Here is a 21,082-nt window from a genome sequence, read left to right on the forward strand (position 1 = left end):
ATGAAACTTTTAATCATTTCAGGCGATACAGCCTTGGCTCAGGGCAAAAAAGGGCCATTTTATTATGTGTTGGAAGAATTGTCTAAATATTGGGAGAGGATTGATATTATCTGTCCCCGCCTTCGCCAACCTGCCTCGCCGGCAGGCGGGTGCTTCGGCGGGCAAGCAAAACCATGTGTTCAAAAATTTTTTAATAACGTATATGTGCATAGTTCTAATTTGCCTTTAATCCTTCAGCCGTGGTTTATTTTTAAAAAAGGAGCAGAGATTTATAAAGAGCAGAAATTTGATTTGTTCACAATTCATAGCTATCCTCCTTTTTATAATGATATTGGCGGATTGTGGCTTTACAATAAAATAAAAACCCCTTACTTTTTAGAAGTAATGCATATCACTGGTTATCCCAAAGCAGGGAATTTTAAGGAGTGGTTTTATAAAATTTTAACTAAATATTTTATAAATTTTTTTTCAAAGAGAGCTAAAGCAATTAGAGTGATTAATCAGATACAAACACCAGAATTTTTGAAAAAAGCAGGGGTTGATGAGAAAAAGATAAAAATTGCACCGGCATTTTATATCGATTTTGAAGTATTTAAACCCAATGCCGCAGAAAAAAAATATGACTTGGTTTTTTCCGGTCGATTAGCGAAGAATAAAGGTATATTTTTATTACTGAAAGCAGTGAGAAGTCTCAAATCACAGATTCCAAACATCAAGCTTGTAATTATTGGAAGTGGGCCGTTGGAGAAAAGGATCAAGAAATATATTATAAAGAATAAATTAGAAAATAATGTGGAATTTGTCGGTTGGTTGCCGACCATAAATGATTTGGCGAGAATTTATAATCAATCAAAAATTTTAGTTATGCCGTCATTTAACGAAGGTGGACCGAGAGTAACCTTAGAAGCAATGGCTTGTAAAGTGCCGGTTATTACAAGCAGAGTCGGGGTGATGCTGGATATAATTAAGCATGGTGAAAATGGAATATTTATCAAATGGAATGCCGAGGATATTGCTGAGAAGATAATTTTATTATTAAAGGACGACAATCTAAGGCAGAAGATAGCTGAAAACGGCTGCCAAACAATCCAACGATTTGAAAGAAAAAAAGTAATTGAAAATTATGCAAAAATATATCAAGCTTTGCTACGTTCTGCCTGATTATAATTCCAAAACAGACAGCCATTTTTTCCATCTGTATGAATTTTTGGAAAAGGCGTCTAAAAAACTGGACATATTTTTAATCGTAGAAAGAAGTAGTAGCAACAAAGAAGATATCGGGAGTGTTATGCCGGATATAAAATTTATTTATATCCAAAAATTTAAGTTTATCCCTTTTCGCTTTATTGAGAGTTTTATTGCTGTTTTAATCGCCAGAATTAAAGGATATAAAAACTTTTATACCCATTATTGTTATATCGGCGGAACCAACGCCGCAATTATATCCAGGGTTTTCGGCGGGAAGTCGTATTATTGGAATTGTGCCATGAATTGGTTGTTTAAGAAAAAAGATTCTTCAAAAATAGGATATGAATTGTGCTTGAAATGGTCTCATTATCTGGTAACCGGCAGCGCGGGGATGAAGAAAGGATATATTGAACATTATCATCTGAGTCCGGAAAGAGTTAAAGTAATGCCTAATTGGATAAACCTGGAAAGATTTAAACCGGGAAACTTCCAGCCCAAGGCTGGTCCGCCTCGGGCGGAAAAGACTTTATTATTTATTCATTGGCTTTCAAAAAGGAAGGGCGCGGATATGATTGTGCCGATAGCAAAACATTTATCCCAAATACTAAATACAAAATACAAAATATTGGTTGCAGGCAATGGTCCGTATGGAGATGATTTATTGAAAGAAATAGAGGAAAACAAATTAAAAAAAATTATCGAAGTTTTGGGAGCCATTCCTAATGAAAATATAATTAAGTATTACGAAAAGACGGATATATTTATCATGCCGTCTATGGAAGAAGGATTTCCGAGAGTGTTGTTGGAAGCAATGGCAATGGGCGTTCCTTATATTGCTTCCGATATCGGAGCAGTCAGGGAAATTTCTTCGGAAATCGCTCAAAGATTTCTAGTCAGGTCAGGAGACGCCGAAATGTTTGCCCATAAAATAGAAAACTTAATATCGGACGAAAGGGTATACGAAGATTTCAGAAAAGAAGAATTGCAAAAAATCAAGGAATATTCAATAGATAAAGTGATTGATATATTTGTAAAATTATTTAAATGAAATTAATTCTTACAACTAGTCCTAGAGCAGAAGGCGACTTGGAAAGAAAGGGTCTGCCGTTTTTGGGCATTGGTTATATTGCCGGCTATATGGAAAAATTCAGCCATCATCAGGTTGAGATTTTTGATGCTCATACTTATGGTTTGACCGCGTCTGAAGCAGCTGGGAAAATACTGGCTAAAAATCCGGATGTTGTTGGTATACATTCTATTACCGACAACAGATTTAAGGCGATTGCTTTGGCGAAGGGACTAAAAAAGGAAAATAAAAATGTAATTGTTTTAATGGGTGGCCCGCATTTTTCTTTGACAGCGAAAAATGCTTTGGAATTGGTTCCAGAAATAGATTATATTATCAGAGGCGAGGGTGAAAAAGCAATTGTTCAATTATTAGATGTTTTGGAAAATAAAGGGGACATTTCAAAAGTTTCAGGATTGGCTTATAGAGATAAAAATGGCCAGATTATAGAAAAACCATTAACTGATTTGATAATGAACTTAGATGAGCTTCCAATGCCCGCTTGGCACCTATTTGACCTTAAAGAGTATAACAAGCCCATAGATGGCACAAACGTTCGTTCTGTAGGCGTTTTAAGCGCCAGGGGATGCCCAAATGTATGCGTCTACTGCGCTAACGCCAGATCAGTACTGAGATTAAGAAGTCCGAAAAATTTCATTGACGAGGTTGAGTATTTGCATAAGACATACGGCTATCACGGTTTTGATTTTTGGGACGACACTTTAACCATGGTGAAAAGCCACGTTACGGCTGTTTGTGAAGAAATTATCAAAAGGAAACTGGATATAATTTGGTATGCCCGGGCAAGGGTTAATACCGTAGACAAAGAATTACTGCAATTAATGGGAAAAGCAGGATGCATCAGAATCAGTTTTGGTGTTGAATCTGGGAGTCCGAGAATCATAAAAATTATTAAGAAAAACATCACCGTTGAACAAGTGTTGAATGCCGTGCGATGGTCATCGGAAGTCGGCATGGTAGTGGTTACCAATTTTATGGTTAATTTGCCGGAAGAAACATTAGATGATTTAAAACAAACAATAGGCCTGATGAAAGAATTGAGCAAGATTAAAAATTCTTATCCCGCTTACGGCTTCACGGTTATTTATCCAGGCACGGAGCTGGAATTGATGGCAAAAGAACGAGGATTGATGCCGAAAGATTTTTCCTGGAACAGCCCGTACCAGTCGCCAAAATATAAAGTTGCCGGAACCGATCCATCTTTGTTTTATATGGAATGGCCTGGTGCTGAATTGGAGAAAATAAAAGCAATTATGGTAAGAGGCTTGGGAATTAAGGGCAATGTTTTTAAAAAAGGATTTAATAAGCTAAGAAAAATAAAATCATTCGGCGAATTGAAAGAATTGGTTAAAACGGGAATTGATTATTTTTTTAAATTTTAAATAAAAATGTCCAAAGAAACTCTTAATAAAATTTATCACTATCATCACACAGCCGAAAAACGAGAAGATTTCGTTTCTTTTGGAATAATTAAAGGAAAGTTATTTTCCGAATGGATTGGTCGAGAGAAAAAGGTTTTGGATTTGGGTTGTAGAGATGGTGCTTTAACAAAATATTTTATTAAAGGAAACGAGGTTTTGGGCGTAGACGTGGATTGCGAAGCTTTAAAAAGATGCGAAGAGAAACTTAATATAAGAACAAAATGGCTTGATTTAAATGATGATTGTGATTTATCCAAAGAGTTTGATGTTGTAGTGGCCAGTGAGATATTGGAGCATCTCTATTTTCCCGAAAAGGTTTTAGGAAGAATTAAAAACATTCTTAAAGAAGATGGATTATTTATTGGTTCGGTTCCCAATGCTTTTAGTTTGAAAAATCGTTTTAGGATTCTTTTTGGCAGGAAAAAAGGAACACCATTAAACGATCCTGTACATATTAATCATTTTTCTTATAAAGAACTTAAACAAATTTTAAACAAAGAGTTTAAACAGGTTAGAATTTATCCCGTTATTCAGAAAAAGTATAGTTGGCTGGCAAAAATTTTTCCATCGTTAATTTCTTATCAATTGATTTTTAAATGCAAAAATAAATGAAGCTAATCTATTTAACATCTAATCAATTTCCTTCACAAATGGCCAATAGTCAGCAGATTTTAAATACTTCAAGAGGGTTTTATAAGTTATTAAATAAAGATTTTTTGTTGATTATTGCTAATGCTTTTGAGTCGTTAAAAGGCGTTAATTATAAAGAAGTGGGCTTTAATAAAAAAGGACTGAGAACTTTTTATTATTTTTTTTGGACGTTTAAATTCTTTTTTAAAAATATTAACAAAAAAGATTATAATATTGTTTATTGTAGGGATTCAAACTTGCTTTTAATATTGAGCCTTTTGAAAAATCTTTTCCATTATAAAATAGCTTTAGAGTATCATAGATTTGAAAAGACATCAAAAGAAAAATTTATTATAAAACATGTTGATTATTTTATTGTTATTACGAATTATTTTAAGGACTTGCTTATAAAAAAATTTAATGTTTCTAAGGATAAAATTATTGTTGTGCCCGATGCAGTTGATTTAAAGGCATTTGAGGCAATTGATATTTCTACACAATCCATCCGCCACAAATTAAATTTACCCCTCGATAAAAATCTAATTGGTTTTATTGGCAGGTTTAAAACAAAAGGCCAGGAAAAAGGCATAAAAACAATGATAGAATCGCTTCGATTTTTAGACGATTTAGACATAAGTATGTGTTTTGTTGGAGGAACAGAAGACGAAATAGAAGAATATAAAACAATGGCTGATAAATATAATTTTGGACATAAGTGCATTTTTATAAAATATCAATTGACAGAAATGGTTCCGTTTTATGCGAAGGCTATGGATATTCTTACTATGCCATTTCCTTGGATAGAGCATTATGCTTATTATATTTCACCAATGAAAATGTTTGAATATATGGCCGCCGGGAAACCAATTGTGGCTTCAGATTTACCGTCAATTAGAGAAATTCTCAACAATAATAACGCAATCTTAATAGCGCCAAATAACCCCAAAATGCTGGCAGAGGGAATTAAAACCATTTTGAATGATTCATTTTTAGCAGAAAAGATTTTAAGCCGGGCGTCAGAGGATGTTAAAAAATACACATGGGATAAACGGGCCGAGAGAATAATAGATTTTTTAAAAAAAGATGAAAATATTATTAATTAAACCAAAATCATTTTTCAGCGCCAAGGGGGCTGGTCCACCGCTTAGTTTAATGTATATTGCTTCCTTCTTGAAACAAGGTGGCCATCAGGTGATTTTAAGGGATTTCATGGTCTTTAAGGGAGATATGAAAGAAGAATTAGAAAAATTAATAAAAGAAGAAAATATCAAAATAGCCGGTGTCACTTGTAATTCTCACGAGCGATTTGAATCTTTTGACGTTATTAAATTGCTTAAAAAAATTGATTCAAATATAATTACTATTTTAGGTGGACCCCATCCAACCATTTGTCCTCAGGAAACAATTAAAAATTTACCCGAATTGGATATTTTAGTTACAAATGATGGAGAGAATGCAATGAGAGTAATTATTGATTGTTTGAATAGCAAGAAAGATTTTGAAAATATTGGAGGCATCATTTATAGAACCAGACAAGGCGCGATTAAAGAAAATCACGTTGGTCGTATAGTAGTAAACCTGGACGAATATCCTTTTCCAGATTTTAATTTAATCAATATGGATGATTATCAGCTTACGGTACCCATTAAAGGTAAACCTATGTCAGTACCGATAATTAGTAGCCGCGGATGTCCTTTTAATTGCGGTTTTTGTGCTGCCAAAGAAACAAATTATGGTCGAATAAGATTTCGTTCTATTGACAATATAATTGAGGAATTAAAAATTTTATTGCCTAAGTTTCCCGGTTATCATATTTTCATTTATGATGATCATTTTTTAGTAAATAAAGATAGAATATTGGAGTTTTGTCAAAAAGTTAAAAAGGAAAATTTAAAATTTAAATGGGCCTGTTATGGCAGAGTTGATTCTATAGATGAAGAAATTGTTACAGCAATTAAAGAGGTTGGTTGTGTTATGATTTCTTTTGGTATTGAATCCGGCAGTAAAAAAATGTTGAAAAAAATGAATAAATTAATTTTACCCAATCAAATTATAAAGGCGGTTAAAATAGTTAAAAAACATGGTATTTCTGCTCGCGGTTCGTTTATTTTTAATTATCCAGACGAAAATATTTTTGACGTTATAAAAACTTTTTGGTTGATATTTAGATTAAAATTAACTCCTGAAGAATTTGCTATTGGGCCTTATACGGTATTATATCCAGGCACTCAATTATTTGCTGATTATAAAAATAAATGCTTGCCAGAAAATTTTAATTGGAATAAAAAATATGAAAATTTGCCTAATTATAAAGAAGTGCCGATTTATCAACCAATATTTTTTTCTTTACGGCTTTGGTTTATTCATTTTTTAAGGAAAATTCATAAAGCTTTTAATATTTTAAAATCTAAATTATGACAGTTTGTTTTTTTGGCACATATGAACAAAGTTTTTCCCGAAACGCCGTTTTGATTAAGGGATTAAAAGAAAACGGAGTAGAGATTATTGAATGTTGTTCCAGATTTTTAGGCTGGAAGAAATTTCCTATTCTTGTTTTCAGGTTAATAAAAAAACATCGGCAAATTAAAGATAAATATGATTGTATAGTAGTTGGCTTTCCAGGTCATTACATTATGTTTTTGGCAAAGATTTTAAGCAAAAAACCAGTTATTTTTGATGTTTTTGCTTCTAAATACATTACTGAAATTGAAAGGAAAAAACTAGGTACAAATTCTTTAAAAGCCAAATTTTATTATTTTGCTGATTGGTTTTCCTGTAAATTAGCCGATAAGATTTTATTAGATACAGAAGAACATATTAAATATTTTGTTAAAACTTTTAAATTGCCAAGGAATAAATTCGAAAGAATTTTTGTTGGGACGATTGAGGATGTTTTTTGTCCTCGACCTCAAATTTATCATGAATGTTTTACGATTCTTTTTTATGCCAAGGTTACTCCAATGCATGGTTTCGAGCATATTATCAATGCGGCAAAAATTTTAGAAAAAGAAAAAGATATTTGTTTTGAAATAATCGGCAAAGGAAAACTATATGAAGATAAGATAAAAAATTTAGATAATTTAACCAATATTAAATTAATTGATCAAATAGCCTATGAGGAATTGCCAAAACATATTCAAGAGGCCGATGTGTGTTTGGGAATTTTTGGTGGAACTCAAAAAGCGATGCTTGTTATTCCCAATAAAGTATATGAGTCAATGGCCATGGGGAAGCCATTTATTACGGGAGATTCTCGTGCCGTGCGCGAATTGTTGATAAATAAAGAGAGCGTTCTTTTTTGTAGAATGGCCGATTCGAATGATTTAGCCGACAAAATTATTGAATTAAAACACGAAGAGGCAATGAGAAAGAAAATTTCTTATGGCGCCAGAAAGGTTTTTGAAGAACGGGCAAGTTCTGTTGTTATTGGAAAACAATTAAAAGAGATTTTATTTTTAATGGTAGACAAAAATGAAAGAAAAAATTAAAAAAATAATTCCTAATTTTTATACTAAGGCCAGGAAAACTTATTTTGGTAAAAACTCAAATTCTCTTAGAAGATTTTCTACTTATTGGTATTTGAAACTGAAATACAGTTTGTTTTCTATAGAAGAGAAAAATATTAAACTGCACCTGGGTTGCGGTCGTCAAAAAAAGGATGGATTTATAAATATTGATTACAATAAAACAAAGATAACCGATTATGTATTAAATGTAATTAATTTGCCGTTCCCCCCTGGATCAATTGAGCGAATAGAATGTTATCACTTAATAGAACATTTTTCGATAAAAGAAATTCCTTATGTTTTTTCAAATTGGTATAAAATTTTAAAACCAGGGGGAGAGTTGGTTATGGAGTTTCCGGATTTTGATAAAAATATAGAAGCATATTTAAAAGAAGGGGACGAAAAAAGATTATTTAACATTTTTGGCGCCCAAAGATTTTTAGGCGATGTTCATCTTTGGGGCTGGAATTATGAACGTATAAAAACAGAATTAGAAAAGTACGGTTTTATAGGGATTAAACAAGAAGAACCTAGGGATTACCATATAAAAGAGGAAGATTGTATTAGGGTTGTGGCATGTAAAATAAAACAGAAAATATGAAAAAAACAATTTTACTTTTTATGCCTAATCCTTCTGAAGACAGGAAAAGAGAAACCCCGTTGAATCTAATAGCAATTTCTGTGTTTTTAGAAAAGGAGGGATATGATATTAAAATCTTTCATTCTTTTGATAAGAATCAGGCATTGATGTACGCAGACAAAGCGCTTTGTGTCGGCATAACAGCTATGACGGGTTATCAAATTTATGACGGATTACAATTCGCCAAATTGGTAAGAGAAAAAAATCCAAACGTGCCTATTGTTTGGGGAGGAATCCATCCTACAATTAAGCCCATTCAAACGGTTGAACATCCATTGGTGGATATCGTGGTCAAGGGACAGGGAGAAGATACTTTTACTGAGCTTGTCCATAGATTAAACAACAATGAGAGTTATGACGATATTCGAGGGATAACTTTTAAAAAAGACGGGAAAATAATCGATAATCCGACAAGGCCATTTAAAAGTATAAATGATTATCCTTTATTCCCATACCATGTTTTGGGCGATAGTATTGAACAATATATTAGGAAAAATAATTATGCCAGCAGAAGTTTGGTTTATATCACCAGCTCGGGATGTGTTTTTAATTGTGCTTTTTGTTATTTGTCTAATCCTGCTTTTAGCAGGAAATGGGATGCTTATCCGGCCGAAAGAGTAGTTGACGAATTAGAGTATTTAGTTAAAACCTACAATATTGATGGTGTAGAAATTAGAGATTCTAATTTTTTCGTAAATAAGCAGAGGGTTTTGGATATCTGTTCTGGATTATTGGAACGCAATATACATTTAAGCTTTTCTACGGTTAATGGCAGGGCAGACCAATTAGCCGGATATACTGATGATGAATGGAAGCTTTTGCGAAAGGCAGGAATCAGAGAACTTTTAATCGGTGCTGAATCAGGAGACAAAGAAACGCTAAATTTAATTAATAAGCAACTTTCAATAGACATGGCGATAGAATGCAATAGAAAAGCCCGAAAATATGATATTGATATCCTAAATTCATTTATGACCAGTTTTCCCACAATACCACCAAAAAAAGAACTAAATAACACGTTTGAACTAATCTGTAGGATTTTTAAAGTCAATCCTCTTGCCAAAACTTTCTTATTTTTTTACACCCCCTATCCTGGCACTTCTTTGTATGAGTTAGCTCTTCAACAAGGATTTAAAGAACCAAAAAACCTGGAAGAATGGGGTGGGTTTGGACTAACTAGCGTAACCACTCCATGGACAAGCAAGTCTCACATTGGGAAAGTCCTATTATTAAAAGATTTATTTGTTTTAAAAAGGATTATTAGCGAAAACCATCTTAAACTTAAAAAAAGTTGGAAACATTTATTGTTAAAAAAAATGGGCATATACGCATTATTAAATTGGTGGATTGATTTAAGATTTAAATATAAATTTTATTTTTTTCCAATTGAGCGTATTTTATCTTTTTATCAAAACCGAAAGACACGAGAAGAGAAATAGCATAATAAAGATTTTAAAATCAGGAATAAAATTATCGTGGCCATTGCATCAAATACGAAAAAGGATTATATTATAAATATAATGTACAAAAATATATTATTGACCATATTAGTAGCATTATTTACGATATTTAGTCAGACATTTTTAAAAAAAGGTCTTAAAATAATCGGCGAATTAAAAATAGCTGGTTTTCATGATTTGGGTGTAATTATTTTAAAATTAATTCAGAACAAGTTTATCATTATTGGTGTACTTATTGCGGCTGGCGGCGCTTTTTTATGGTTGATGGTTATTTCAAAAATGGATCTCACCACAGCTTTTCCTATAAGTGGAGCTATATTTTTTGTTTTGCTTTTTTTATTCTCCTGGATTTTTCTAGGAGAAACAATAACGGTTGTTAAAGTTTTGGGCGTTCTTTTAATACTTTCAGGTGCCTACATAATTTTTAAATAAATGAATCCTCTTATTTCAATAATTATTTTGAATTATAACGGCATGCGTTTTTTAGCCACCTGCCTGAATTCTCTCAGGAAGCAGATTTATAAAAATTTTGAGATTATCCTGATAGACAATGGATCTACGGATGGATCTGTGGAATTTGTAAAAAGTAATTTCTCTGAAATAAAAATTATAAAAAATAAAGAAAACCCTGGCTTTGCAGAGGCAAATAATCAAGGGATTAAAGTATCCAAAGGAGAATTTATAGTGACGCTTAATAATGATACAATGACAGATAAGAATTGGTTAGAGAATTTGGTCGAGGTGGCTCAAAAAGATAGAAAGATTGGTATGTGTGCTTCCAAAATACTGTTGATGAGTGGCCAGAATGAGATTGATTCGGTGGGTGTGAATGTTTGCCTTGATGGGATGACGCGTCAAAGAGGCAGAGGTGAGATTGATAAGGGGCAATATGATAGAATTGAAGAGGTGATGTTTCCGAGCGCCTGCGCCGCTTTATACAAACGGGAAATGATTGAAGAAATTGGTCTTTTTGATGAATTATTTTTTGCTTATTGTGAAGATTCTGATTTGGGTTTAAGGGGTAGGTTGGCGGGCTGGAAAGCGGTTCTATCGCCGAATGCAATTGTATACCACTATTATTCGGGCACCGCTGGCAAGTATTCGTCCTTTAAAGCCTACCTTGTTGAGAGGAATCATATTTGGCTAGTCGTGAAAAATTTTCCATTAGAACTTCTATTTCTTTTCCCGTTTTTTACTTTGTTCAGATTTATTTTGCAATTTTATGCGGTTTTGGCCAAAAGGGGAGCATCGTTTCAATTTGTGAAACAGGGTTCAGTTTTCACTACCGTGGGAACGATATTCAAGGCTTATTTTAACGCTTTTAAAAAATTACCGCTATTTATAAAGAAAAGGAGAATCATTCAAAGAAATAAAAAATTATCACGGTATGAATTTTATCCGCTTTTGCGCAAATATCGGCTAAGCTTTAAAGAATTAACTTTCAAAAAATAAAGATATGGTTTCTATTTTCGAAAAATTAAAACCAGATGTTATTGTTTGCCCGTTTTGCAAAGAGTTGCTTATAAAGAAGGAAAAATTTTTATTCTGCTTAAAATGTAATAAAGAATATCCAATAATAAATAACGTTCCATATTTTTTGATTGAATCCAACAAGTCAGAATATTCTTTGTCTAGTAGAAATTTTGAATTCCGAAGTCGTATTAGGAATTCGAGAATTTTTAAAATATTGAAATATATTTTTGGAGCTGATTTTGTACCCTATGATCCTTTGAAAAAATTTCATAGTATTTTTTTGGGCACAAAAGATGACAGATTTATTGTGCTGAATTTAGGATCCGGCTCGAAAAATTACGGAAGGAGGGTTGTAAATCTTGACGTTGAGGCATTTCCTAATATTGATATTGTGGCAGATGGTTGTTGTCTTCCTTTTGCCGCTGATACCTTTGATGCGGTTATAGCCGAGGCAGTTATTGAGCATGTGAAGTATCCCGATAAATTTACCGCCGAAATTAAAAGGGTTTTGAAAAAAGGCGGGGCGATTTTTATTGTAGCGCCATTTGTTCATCCATTTCACAGTTACCCGAATGATTATCAAAGATATAGCATTGAAGGATTAAGAGTTCTTTTTGAAGATTTTAAAGAGATAGAAAGCGGAGTTTATCGAGGTCCCAGCGTTGCATTTATTGGCATTTTCAGCGATTATCTTGCTGGAATATTTTCATTTTTGTGCCATCCCATTCATCTTCTCATGAAGTCGATTTTTACTATTTTAATATTCCCAATAAAATTTTTAGACATCATTTTGGCTAAAGGCAAAAAAAGCTACATACTGGCGCACTCGGTATATTATATTGGAAAAAAGGTAAATGAATAACAATGAAAATATTTAACTTATTGTTTGAATCTAGGATAAAACAAATAAATTCGCATCTCTTAGTTGATAAACCTTTATTTTTAATTAAGACAGCTTATCGCTATTTTTTAAAATTTGTTTTTAAGAAAGATTTACTCAGAGGGGCGGTTTTCGCATCTTCCTACCAATGCAATTTTCATTGTTCGCATTGTTACGCATTGAAATTCAGGAACGCCGGGATTAAAGAGCCGGAGTTTTATGAAAAAGCAGCAATAATCAAGGAATGTCTTAAGGCTGGCGTGATGGCATTTGATTTTGTGGGTGGAGAAATAGGAATAACGCCAGATTTTATAAATTTACTGAAAATTTGTAGGCCGAAGAGAACTTTTATTTCTTTGGCATCCAACGCCTTTGCCCTTACGAAAGAAAAAGTGAAGGATTTTAAAAAAGCCGGCGTTGATCAGATCAGTATATCAATAGACGGCGGGACAGAACAAGAGCACGATGAATTCAGGAGACAGCCCGGATCGTTTAGAAAATGCTTCGAAGCTCTTGATATAATAAGAGAAGAAGGAATGAACCCGGTTATTATTACTTGTGTTGCTCGGAGCGGTACAAGAAAAAAACCCTTTCGTGATTTAGTTGATTATGCCATTAAAACGCGAACGCAATTGATTTTTACGCCTCTAATTCCATTTGGCGAGTTGGAAGGTAATTTAGACATTCTTTGTGACGAAGAAGATCTTGATTACATGAAAGAAATGCATAAAAAATACCCTTTTTTAACGAGAGATAACTATGAAAATATGGGAGAGATAGGTTGTCCGGGAGCTAAGCAGGTTATCTATGTATCTGAATATGGCGACGTGATGCCCTGTCCTTTCTTACATATCTCTTTTGGCAATATAATGACCGAATCCCTCGTTGATATTAGAGAACAAATGCTAAAGTTGCCGGAATTAAAACGATACAATCCTCGGTGTTTGGCCGGCGAGGAAACTTCATTTATTAAGAATCATTTGGCAAAACTTGCAAATATCGATAGTTATCCGATAACGGCAGAAAAAGTTTTTTCTGAAAATAAGGATCTTTTTAGAGCCAAATCTTTTCATAAAAATATTGCAAAAATAGACCGTCCATGTCCTTTATGCGGTTCCTGGGAAAGAGAAGTAATTTCTAGTGGACGCGAACATGAATTTAAAGATACAACTCAAGACCTTTTTTTTGTAGTGAAATGTAAAAATTGCGATTTAGTCTATCTTAATCCAAGGCCAGATAAAAAAGAATTAGACATAATTTATCCAAAAAATTATTGTTGTCACAATGAACAGTATTCGGAAATAAATACAAAAAGAAATTTTTTAGTGCGCCTCAAGAATTATTTAAATCATTGTCTGGGATTTCCGAGTAGAATCAGGCAAGTTTTAAAACTTATTCCGAAACAAAGTCAAATAAAAATTCTTGATGTTGGTTGCGGTAGCGGGGGAGCATTAGATGTTTTTAGGGAGAGTTGTCGGGGAGCACTAACGACCGGAATTGATTTCGATGAAAGGGCAATTAATATTACAGCGGCGAAGGGTCATTCTGTAATAAAGGCGAAAATTGAGGATGTCGAACTAGCGAAGGAAAATTTTGACATAATTTATTCAAGTAATGTCATTGAGCATGTTTCGGATCCCTTTCAAATGTTTCAAAAAGTAGCCTTTGCCCTCAAACCTTCAGGAATTTTTTTCTGCGAGACCCCGGACTTTGATTCCGTCGATTCCAAATTATTTGCCAAATCTGGCCACTGGGGTGGATTCCATTTTCCGAGGCACTGGACTTTTTTTACGCCTAAGACTTTGGAAAAAATAGCGGATAAAGCCGGCTTGAAGTTGGAAAAAATTAAACATAGTCCGGTCCCAATTTTTTGGATATGGTCTATGCACTCGCTTTTATATCGGGGGCTGAATCGAAAAAAGCTTGCTGATAGACTATTCCCCCTAATAGAAAACAGGCAGAATTTTTTTATTTCTTTTTTGAATAAAATTATTTTCACGCTTATTGATATTATATTAGAAAAAACGGTTGGTCGAACAGGGGTAATGTGTGTTGTTTTTCGAAAAAAATAATGCCTATCGATTATAAAAAAACTTCATCGCTTCTTTATCAAAGAGACCAATACCGAAAAGGTGGCATTGGTCGTTGGTATTGGGATTGGCGTGATAAAAAAATACTCGATTTTATTAAAAAAAAACATCAGGATATTTTGGATATCGGTTGCGGTGAAGGTATCACGCTTGAGAAATTAGTAAACAAATACAAAGATAAAAATATTTTAGGCGTTGATGTAATTGTTGAGAATGTTGATATCTGCAAAAAATACAACCTACCAGTCGTTCTGGGCGACGTTTATGGTTTAAAAATAAAAGAAGAATCGATTGACCTGTGTATCCTTTCAGAGGTGATTGAACATTTGGACAACGTAGGTTTGGCGCTCGAAAATATAAAGAGGATTTTGAGACCCGGCGGAGATTTAATCATCGTGTTTCCCAATGACACTTTTTTTAAAATAGCCAGAATACTTTTTTTAAAATTCAAAGAAGCATTTGCCGATTACGGCCATATTAATCATTTTTCGCCATGGAGTATCGAAAAGATTTTGAGTAGGGCGGGTTTCGAGATTATCAAAATCAAAAATACTCCGTTTGGGTTTTGGATTTTAAGTTTGCATTGCTTAGTCTTAGCGAGGAAAAAATGAAAAAAGTTTTATTTATAAGGGCGATAGATCCCATAAGCGAAGTGGAAACGAGGTATCCGGGTTTAGGATTGGCTTATTTGGCAAGTGCTTTGCGTTCTCATTTTGGAGACGATTATTTTGATTTTCGGATAATAGAGAATGGAAATGAGTCTGAAGTAAAAAGACAGATTTCTCAATTTGAGCCGAATATCGTGGGCATAAGTTCGGTTACGCAAAATTTTAATCTGGCAAAAGAATACGCGGTTTTCGCGCATAATAGAAATATCCCAGTTATAATGGGCGGGATTCATATTTCAATGTTGCCGCAGTCCTTGCCCAACGAAGCGGTTTTGGGCTGTATTGGGGAAGGAGAACGGACGATCGTTGATCTTTTTTGTCTGTTCGAAAAAGCGGGCGAGTTTTCCAAAAAAGAATTAAAAAAAATAAAAGGAATCGTGTATCGCGATGATGGCGGGCGACTGGTCGTGAATGAACCAGCGCCACTTATAAGTAATTTAGACGAGATAAAGATGTCGGCGCGCGATTTGCTTGAGATAAAAAAACATTCTTACATTTTTTCTTCGCGAGGATGTCCGTATAGATGCACTTTTTGCGCGTCATCTCGATTTTGGAATAAGGTTCGGTTGTTTTCGGCAGAATATGTGGTTGAGGAAATTAAAGAGCTTTATGAACGATACGGCGTTAGGATGATTAGTTTTTTTGACGACCTTTTTATTATTAGTCCGCAGCGGTTGGAAGAAATTGTCGTTTTGTTGGAGAAAGAGGGGTTGTTGGGGAAAATAAAATTTACCGGTTCGTGTCGGGCTAATCTGGTTAATAAAGGAGTAGCTAAAATCCTAAATAAATTAGGTGTTGTCTCGGTCGGTCTTGGTTTGGAGTCGGGCAACGAGAGGGTGTTGCGTTATTTGAAAGGAGAGACTGCCTCGGTCGAATTCAATAAAAATGCCGTGGCTATACTAAAAAAATACGGGATTACGGTTAATGCTTCTTTTGTTATTGGTTCGCCCGATGAAACTGAAGAAGAAATGATGGAAACTTATCGTTTTATAAAAAATAATCCTTTGGATTTGGTTGATGTTTATGTTTTGACACCACTGCCCGGTACGCCGATCTGGGAATATGCTAAAACCAGAAATTTGGTTTCGGATGATATGGATTGGTCGAAGTTTAACGTCAATTTTGAAGTCGGCCATAAAGAAGCGATTATTCTTTCAGAATTATATAATGCTGATCAGCTTTACCGGATTTATAAAAGATTCAGGCGATTGCGTTTGTATTTAAATGCAAAAAACATTTGGCACAGTCCGTTTTTAATGGATTTACCTAAATATGTAATAAAGAAAGTTTTTGAGCGGCTAAAATCATTTTTAGGATAGTTTATCCAATTAGATTTTTGTTAGGATTTTCAGCCCTCGTAGATTGTATAATAAATCCTTCAAAGATTTTATTGAACTTATCCTCTTCCAGATGTATTTCGGTCTGAAATAAAATGATCTATAAGCAGTTTTTAGATAGCGACGAAGCTTGTTAATTGAAACATCGGATAAGCTGATAAGTGGTTTTGCGCTTAGAGCATAAAAACTTTTTGACCAATCGTTATTAATCTTTCTTGATTGTTTTGCTATTTCATAAAGTTCTGTTCCGGGGTAGGCGGTAGCAATAGCAAACTGGACATAGTCTAAATTTAATTCTTTACTAAATTTAATGGTTCGTTTAATTTCCTCCTCGCTTTCGGTGGGTATGCCGAGTATAAAGTATCCCAACATTTGAATATTAACCCCTTTTGTTATTTCGACAGTATTTTTTATTTGTTCAATAGTAGTGCCTTTTTTTAGAAAATTTAGGACTCTCTGGCTTCCAGATTCAATACCATAAGCAATTAAATAGCAGCCGGCTTTTTTCATTATTTTGAGTAGTTCTTTGTCGACTAAATTAACTCGGGTTTCGCACTTCCATTGAATTTTTATTTTATTCTCAATGAGTAGTTGGCAGATTTTTAATACTCGCTTCCTGTCTAAGGTAAATGTGTCGTCGTAAAATTGGAGTTCTTTAATGCCATATTTATTTTTAAGTAATTCTATTTCCGAAATAATATTTTCTGGACTTCGGGGTCTAAATTTGGTACCAGTAATTGGCTTAGAGCAGTAAATGCAATGGTGAGGACATCCTCGACTAGTAAAAATAGTGGTGGCTGGTTTTTTAAGACTATTTAAATATTTAGAATATCTTTTTATGTTTAATAATTCTCGGGCCGGGAAGGGTAATTCGTCTAAGTTTTCAATAAAATCAGCGTCAGGGGTATTGATAATTTGTTTATTTCTTCGGAAGGTTAACCCAGGCAGATTCTCGGGATTTTGTTTTTTTAAGATATATTCAACCAGTTTTGGAAATCTTATTTCTCCCTCTCCTCGAAAAACATAATCAATGCTTTCGGTTTTTTCTAGCACTTCATTTGGTTTAAGAGTGGCATGGGCTCCGCCTAAAATAATAATTTTTTCAGGGAATTTTTTTTTAATTATTTCTGCCAGGTAAAGAGCTTTTTTTATATTTGGCGTCACAGCAGTTAAGCCAATAATAGAAGCATTTTCTTTTTTTATAAATTTTAATAGTTTTTCTTCTGAAAATTTTTCTAACAAATAATCAAGAATAATAACTCGATAATTTAATTTTTGGAGGGTAGCTGCCAAATAAGCCAGTCCCAGCGGTGGACAGACAAGAGACTTTTTACCTGGCGGATTAATGAGAAGAATAGTCATTTTTTTCTTTTAGAACTATTTTTGAGAGCTATTTCTCTGATAATTTCGGTGATATTAGTTTCGATTTTCTGAAGCTTAATAAATATTCTAAATACAAGATAGAAGAGCAATACTATTGAGAAGTAAATAGCAACATCTACCCCTCTACCAACCCCCAATATTTTAGCAAAAAAAGCAGTAGTTTGAGGCAACAGAACAGCTATTAAAATTATTATCCAGAGTATTAACCAGAATAACAATCCCTTCAAAGAGATTTCCCCCCTTTTAAAATTTAAAATTATTTTTATTATAACAGATAAAGCAAAAACAATTATTAAAAATTGGATAAACATATTTTTATTTAAATAATTTAAGAATTATTAGTTTAACAAAAGTTTTTAAGCCAAGAATAAAATTTTGTCCCTTAGAAAGTGAATAATCAGTATAAATAGCCTGAATAGGTACCTCCATTAATTTAAGATTGTGAACCTTAATTTCTTTGATTATTTCTGAAGAAACCTCCATAGAGTTGGTTTTAAGATTTAAAAGTTGAGCTGTTTTTTTATTAAAGCATCTTAAACCCGACTGGCTATCAGTTGTCCAGATTCCAAACAAGAAACGGGTAATTATATTAGCTATTCGGTTAGCTAATTTTCTTGAAAAGGGCATTTTGGAAGGGACCAATAATCGAGAGCCGATTATAATATCAGCCACTCCATTTTTTATAGGATTGACCATTTTTGGAATATCCTGAGCCTTATGCTGACCGTCGGCATCAAATGTTAAAAAAATATCACCATGTTCCAGTAACGCCCCTTTAATTCCTGTTGTTAGCGCCCCGCCCAAACCCCTGTTAATTATGTGATGATAAATACTAACTTCTTCTTTTTTTGCGGTTTCATAAGTTTTATCTGTTGAGCCATCGTCTACTACAATAATATTATCAACGTATTTTTTGACTTCTCGAATAACTTGACCAATGGTTTTTTCTTCATTATAAGCCGGGATTACTACAAATATTTTCTTGCTTTTTGATGATTTTTGATTTATAGTAATCATATAGGATTATATTTAAATCTTATTATAAGGATATAATATAAAGAGTTTTTTGTCTACCTTGTTTTATGCAAACAATTAAAGAAAATAGATATTTTTTAATTATACTTCTTGGGTTAACTTTGCTAAGTGCCTTGCTTTGGAGTTGGGGTGATTTTGGTATTCAGCATAAATTGTTTGCCGACGGAACATATACAGATGATGGGGCTCTTTATGACAAGATTGGCAGAAATATAATTGAGAAAGGAATATTTAGTGACGATGGTTCTACGAGGGAAAGTTTGATAGAGCCATTATATCCATTAATTATTGCCGGAGTCTATAAATTAGTAGGACCAAACCAGGATGCATTAAGAATTTTAAATTTAATAGTTTTCTGTATTTCGATAATTTTGTTTTATTTTCTTGTCCGTTCTTTGTTTAGACATGAAAAAATTGCTAAAACCTCGGCAATTATTTTTGCTTTTTGTTATCCTTTGGCAAATGAAGTAGGGCAGATACATCGTGAAGTAATTTTTATTTTTCTAACTTTGCTTTTAGCGTTATTTATTTATAAAAGTCAAGAAACTGGTAAAAAAAAATGGTTTTTTGGTTCTGGTATTATATTAGGCCTTGCAATTTTGCTTAACGGTGTTGCCCAATTATTACCACTATTCATCTTGACCTGGTTTTTTTGTTTCTATAGAAAGCAGTTTAAAACATTGTTTTTTTGGAAGCGGGTTATTCTATTTATTTTAGGACTGTTAATTGTGGTTAGCCCTTGGATAATGCGGGATTTATTTAAGAAAGGGAAACTTGAATTTGTGTCGCCAAAAGGAGGTTTGATTTTTTCTCGGCGTGTCGAAATAATGAATGGTATTAAAAATGATTTTTGGTCCCATTTGGTTGGCCAGACAGTAGGATACTATTTTGTTCAGAAATTTGATCCAGATGTTGATATTAAAAAATTGTGGAAACATCCTTTAACTATTGATTTGGCAGAAAAAATCGAAAATTCTAAAAAGGAATACGGAGATGTTGAAATCCAACTAATAAAGAATGGTCTAAAAGAAATTATTAGTAACCCTGTAATGTTGGTTGCCGCTTCATTATTAGATTTTATAAGATTAAATAGCCCTCTTTTACCGGCAAAGAATTTTTCTGTTAGAGAAGCATCTACTTTATTCGTTCAATATCGTTGGAATCACGTGCCAAATTATATTAAAACCTCATTTCTTATATTTGTTCGTTTAGTTTGGTTATTGTTTTTTGCTTTGGTTGTTTATGGTATCGTGAAATCTAAAAACAAATTGTCCGTTTTAGCTCCTATTTTATTGTTAATAATTTATTTTAATTTATTTTATAGCTTGATTCATGGCATCCCGCGTTATGCCTATCCCATTTATCCTTTTTATATTATGTTTTTTGTGGTGGGGATTTTTGCTTTTTATTCAAAGTTTTTTCGCCGTGATAGTCATCATACTAGTCAAGCCGAACTTAGCCAAGAGATGACTCAGGGGTCGAAATAGCCAACAGAATAGATAAGAAAGAATAAAATTCGTTTTATCATTTTTACACTTAAAAACATAATTCAGTGTTTTTAGAAATATTTTCGGATTAGGGTCGAATTCAATCTTTTGTGTTTTGAAACCAGCTTTTTCCAGAAGTTGATTTATTGTTTTGGGAGTAAAATGATAAAGATGGCGAGGGCAGTCAAGACCAAACCATTTATTTTTAAATATTTTTGCCGACAAACTGCGGAAATTTGGACCGTAAATAATTATTTCTCCATTTGGCTTTAGAAGGTTTTTTAATTGTTGCAGAGTTGTAAGGGGATTATTGAGATGTTCCAAGCTATTATTCAGGTTTATAATATCAAAATAATTAAATTTATAATTTGCGTCTTTAAGTTCTCCGCAAAAAATATTTAGTCCTTTCTCTATAGACTGTTTACAAGCATATTCATTTATATCCAAGCCATATAGTGCCCAATTGGGGTGGCTTTTTTTAATTTCTGATAATTGATTTCCGCTCCCGCAGCCAAAATCTAAAAAATGTAATCTACTTTGGTCTTCTTTATGGTTTACTCCTTTCTTATGTGAAGATGTGTTTATTTTTTTGGACTGATACGTTTTATAATCAGGAGGATAATATTTTTTTAATCCCTCGAGGGTGGGCTGGGGATTTAAATAGACCAGACCACAATTAAGGCATTTAACAATATTAAACTTAGTATCGTCTACCTTATGAAGCAGATCTTTGCCGGCAAACAATTGTTTCGTTTCATCTTTATTACAAATAATGCATTTGATTTGATTCATACAGA

General features: G+C 33.3%; 20 protein-coding genes. 16 read left to right on the forward strand and 4 right to left on the reverse strand.

What is annotated here, in order from left to right; translation table 11 throughout:
* The 15 genes from KKI21_02090 (at nucleotide 1) to KKI21_02160 (ending at nucleotide 16,362) form a co-directional block, all read left to right on the forward strand.
* A complete protein-coding gene (locus KKI21_02090) occupies nucleotides 1-1,161 on the forward strand; it encodes a glycosyltransferase family 4 protein (GenBank protein MBU4284995.1) in 1,161 nt (386 codons plus the stop codon).
* The gene (locus tag KKI21_02095; GenBank protein ID MBU4284996.1) at nucleotides 1,124-2,236 is read left to right on the forward strand and encodes a glycosyltransferase family 4 protein; all 1,113 of its coding nucleotides are present in this window, start codon (nucleotides 1,124-1,126) and stop codon (nucleotides 2,234-2,236) included. The genes KKI21_02090 and KKI21_02095 overlap by 38 nt, the downstream gene beginning before the upstream one ends.
* Complete coding sequence (locus tag KKI21_02100) at nucleotides 2,233-3,657, forward strand: B12-binding domain-containing radical SAM protein (protein MBU4284997.1); 1,425 nt, start codon at nucleotides 2,233-2,235, stop codon at nucleotides 3,655-3,657. Before KKI21_02095 ends, KKI21_02100 begins: the two co-directional genes overlap by 4 nt.
* 6 nt (nucleotides 3,658-3,663) lie before the next feature.
* Nucleotides 3,664-4,308, forward strand: coding sequence for a class I SAM-dependent methyltransferase (locus KKI21_02105; GenBank protein ID MBU4284998.1), 645 nt, complete (start codon nucleotides 3,664-3,666; stop codon nucleotides 4,306-4,308).
* The gene (locus KKI21_02110) at nucleotides 4,305-5,429 is read left to right on the forward strand and encodes a glycosyltransferase family 4 protein (GenBank protein ID MBU4284999.1); all 1,125 of its coding nucleotides are present in this window, start codon (nucleotides 4,305-4,307) and stop codon (nucleotides 5,427-5,429) included. The genes KKI21_02105 and KKI21_02110 overlap by 4 nt, the downstream gene beginning before the upstream one ends.
* Complete coding sequence (locus KKI21_02115; GenBank protein ID MBU4285000.1) at nucleotides 5,410-6,744, forward strand: B12-binding domain-containing radical SAM protein; 1,335 nt, start codon at nucleotides 5,410-5,412, stop codon at nucleotides 6,742-6,744. Before KKI21_02110 ends, KKI21_02115 begins: the two co-directional genes overlap by 20 nt.
* Nucleotides 6,741-7,814, forward strand: coding sequence for a glycosyltransferase (locus KKI21_02120; GenBank protein MBU4285001.1), 1,074 nt, complete (start codon nucleotides 6,741-6,743; stop codon nucleotides 7,812-7,814). The genes KKI21_02115 and KKI21_02120 overlap by 4 nt, the downstream gene beginning before the upstream one ends.
* On the forward strand, nucleotides 7,798-8,433 hold the full coding sequence (locus tag KKI21_02125; GenBank protein ID MBU4285002.1) for a methyltransferase domain-containing protein: 636 nt from the start codon (nucleotides 7,798-7,800) through the stop codon (nucleotides 8,431-8,433). Before KKI21_02120 ends, KKI21_02125 begins: the two co-directional genes overlap by 17 nt.
* Nucleotides 8,430-9,911 carry a B12-binding domain-containing radical SAM protein gene (locus KKI21_02130; protein ID MBU4285003.1) on the forward strand — a complete coding sequence of 494 codons (1,482 nt, stop codon included), beginning with the start codon at nucleotides 8,430-8,432 and terminating at the stop codon, nucleotides 9,909-9,911. The genes KKI21_02125 and KKI21_02130 overlap by 4 nt, the downstream gene beginning before the upstream one ends.
* A gap of 81 nt (nucleotides 9,912-9,992) precedes the next feature.
* Complete coding sequence (locus tag KKI21_02135; GenBank protein ID MBU4285004.1) at nucleotides 9,993-10,364, forward strand: hypothetical protein; 372 nt, start codon at nucleotides 9,993-9,995, stop codon at nucleotides 10,362-10,364.
* Nucleotides 10,365-11,384, forward strand: a complete 1,020-nt coding sequence (locus KKI21_02140; GenBank protein MBU4285005.1) for a glycosyltransferase family 2 protein — start codon at nucleotides 10,365-10,367, stop codon at nucleotides 11,382-11,384.
* A 4-nt stretch (nucleotides 11,385-11,388) separates the two neighbouring features.
* Nucleotides 11,389-12,267, forward strand: coding sequence for a methyltransferase domain-containing protein (locus tag KKI21_02145; GenBank protein ID MBU4285006.1), 879 nt, complete (start codon nucleotides 11,389-11,391; stop codon nucleotides 12,265-12,267).
* Between the two features lie 2 nt (nucleotides 12,268-12,269).
* The gene (locus KKI21_02150; GenBank protein ID MBU4285007.1) at nucleotides 12,270-14,357 is read left to right on the forward strand and encodes a methyltransferase domain-containing protein; all 2,088 of its coding nucleotides are present in this window, start codon (nucleotides 12,270-12,272) and stop codon (nucleotides 14,355-14,357) included.
* The gene (locus KKI21_02155; GenBank protein MBU4285008.1) at nucleotides 14,357-14,986 is read left to right on the forward strand and encodes a class I SAM-dependent methyltransferase; all 630 of its coding nucleotides are present in this window, start codon (nucleotides 14,357-14,359) and stop codon (nucleotides 14,984-14,986) included. The genes KKI21_02150 and KKI21_02155 overlap by 1 nt, the downstream gene beginning before the upstream one ends.
* Entirely contained in the window at nucleotides 14,983-16,362 is a 1,380-nt protein-coding gene (locus KKI21_02160; protein MBU4285009.1) for a B12-binding domain-containing radical SAM protein, read from the forward strand. Before KKI21_02155 ends, KKI21_02160 begins: the two co-directional genes overlap by 4 nt.
* A 9-nt stretch (nucleotides 16,363-16,371) precedes the next feature.
* On the opposite strand, the gene KKI21_02165 is transcribed toward KKI21_02160, so the two are convergent.
* From KKI21_02165 to KKI21_02175, 3 genes are read right to left on the reverse strand one after another with little or no spacing between them, the layout of a single operon-like run.
* Nucleotides 16,372-17,742, reverse strand: coding sequence for a B12-binding domain-containing radical SAM protein (locus KKI21_02165; protein ID MBU4285010.1), 1,371 nt, complete (start codon nucleotides 17,740-17,742; stop codon nucleotides 16,372-16,374).
* On the reverse strand, nucleotides 17,739-18,074 hold the full coding sequence (locus KKI21_02170; GenBank protein MBU4285011.1) for a DUF2304 family protein: 336 nt from the start codon (nucleotides 18,072-18,074) through the stop codon (nucleotides 17,739-17,741). The genes KKI21_02165 and KKI21_02170 overlap by 4 nt, the downstream gene beginning before the upstream one ends.
* A 4-nt stretch (nucleotides 18,075-18,078) precedes the next feature.
* Complete coding sequence (locus KKI21_02175) at nucleotides 18,079-18,780, reverse strand: glycosyltransferase family 2 protein (GenBank protein ID MBU4285012.1); 702 nt, start codon at nucleotides 18,778-18,780, stop codon at nucleotides 18,079-18,081.
* Between the two features lie 65 nt (nucleotides 18,781-18,845).
* On the opposite strand from KKI21_02175, the gene KKI21_02180 reads away from it, so the two are divergent.
* A complete protein-coding gene (locus KKI21_02180; GenBank protein MBU4285013.1) occupies nucleotides 18,846-20,285 on the forward strand; it encodes a glycosyltransferase family 39 protein in 1,440 nt (479 codons plus the stop codon).
* On the opposite strand, the gene KKI21_02185 is transcribed toward KKI21_02180, so the two are convergent.
* Nucleotides 20,208-21,077, reverse strand: a complete 870-nt coding sequence (locus KKI21_02185) for a class I SAM-dependent methyltransferase (protein MBU4285014.1) — start codon at nucleotides 21,075-21,077, stop codon at nucleotides 20,208-20,210. The two genes, KKI21_02180 and KKI21_02185, sit on opposite strands and share 78 nt — an antisense overlap.
* Between the last annotated feature and the right edge of the window lie 5 nt (nucleotides 21,078-21,082).

The organism is Patescibacteria group bacterium, assembly GCA_018897295.1.
GTDB lineage: Bacteria > Patescibacteriota > Minisyncoccia > RBG-13-40-8-A > RBG-13-40-8-A > JAHILA01.

Bases quoted from the DNA above. Each gene is read 5' to 3' on its own strand.
- KKI21_02090 (MBU4284995.1), top strand. From the start codon at position 1: ATGAAACTTTTAATCATTTCAGGCGATACAGCCTTGGCTCAGGGCAAA.
- KKI21_02095 (MBU4284996.1), top strand. From the start codon at position 1,124: ATGCAAAAATATATCAAGCTTTGCTACGTTCTGCCTGATTATAATTCC.
- KKI21_02100 (MBU4284997.1), top strand. From the start codon at position 2,233: ATGAAATTAATTCTTACAACTAGTCCTAGAGCAGAAGGCGACTTGGAA.
- KKI21_02105 (MBU4284998.1), top strand. From the start codon at position 3,664: ATGTCCAAAGAAACTCTTAATAAAATTTATCACTATCATCACACAGCC.
- KKI21_02110 (MBU4284999.1), top strand. From the start codon at position 4,305: ATGAAGCTAATCTATTTAACATCTAATCAATTTCCTTCACAAATGGCC.
- KKI21_02115 (MBU4285000.1), top strand. From the start codon at position 5,410: ATGAAAATATTATTAATTAAACCAAAATCATTTTTCAGCGCCAAGGGG.
- KKI21_02120 (MBU4285001.1), top strand. From the start codon at position 6,741: ATGACAGTTTGTTTTTTTGGCACATATGAACAAAGTTTTTCCCGAAAC.
- KKI21_02125 (MBU4285002.1), top strand. From the start codon at position 7,798: ATGAAAGAAAAAATTAAAAAAATAATTCCTAATTTTTATACTAAGGCC.
- KKI21_02130 (MBU4285003.1), top strand. From the start codon at position 8,430: ATGAAAAAAACAATTTTACTTTTTATGCCTAATCCTTCTGAAGACAGG.
- KKI21_02135 (MBU4285004.1), top strand. From the start codon at position 9,993: ATGTACAAAAATATATTATTGACCATATTAGTAGCATTATTTACGATA.
- KKI21_02140 (MBU4285005.1), top strand. From the start codon at position 10,365: ATGAATCCTCTTATTTCAATAATTATTTTGAATTATAACGGCATGCGT.
- KKI21_02145 (MBU4285006.1), top strand. From the start codon at position 11,389: ATGGTTTCTATTTTCGAAAAATTAAAACCAGATGTTATTGTTTGCCCG.
- KKI21_02150 (MBU4285007.1), top strand. From the start codon at position 12,270: ATGAAAATATTTAACTTATTGTTTGAATCTAGGATAAAACAAATAAAT.
- KKI21_02155 (MBU4285008.1), top strand. From the start codon at position 14,357: ATGCCTATCGATTATAAAAAAACTTCATCGCTTCTTTATCAAAGAGAC.
- KKI21_02160 (MBU4285009.1), top strand. From the start codon at position 14,983: ATGAAAAAAGTTTTATTTATAAGGGCGATAGATCCCATAAGCGAAGTG.
- KKI21_02165 (MBU4285010.1), bottom strand. From the start codon at position 17,742: ATGACTATTCTTCTCATTAATCCGCCAGGTAAAAAGTCTCTTGTCTGT.
- KKI21_02170 (MBU4285011.1), bottom strand. From the start codon at position 18,074: ATGTTTATCCAATTTTTAATAATTGTTTTTGCTTTATCTGTTATAATA.
- KKI21_02175 (MBU4285012.1), bottom strand. From the start codon at position 18,780: ATGATTACTATAAATCAAAAATCATCAAAAAGCAAGAAAATATTTGTA.
- KKI21_02180 (MBU4285013.1), top strand. From the start codon at position 18,846: ATGCAAACAATTAAAGAAAATAGATATTTTTTAATTATACTTCTTGGG.
- KKI21_02185 (MBU4285014.1), bottom strand. From the start codon at position 21,077: ATGAATCAAATCAAATGCATTATTTGTAATAAAGATGAAACGAAACAA.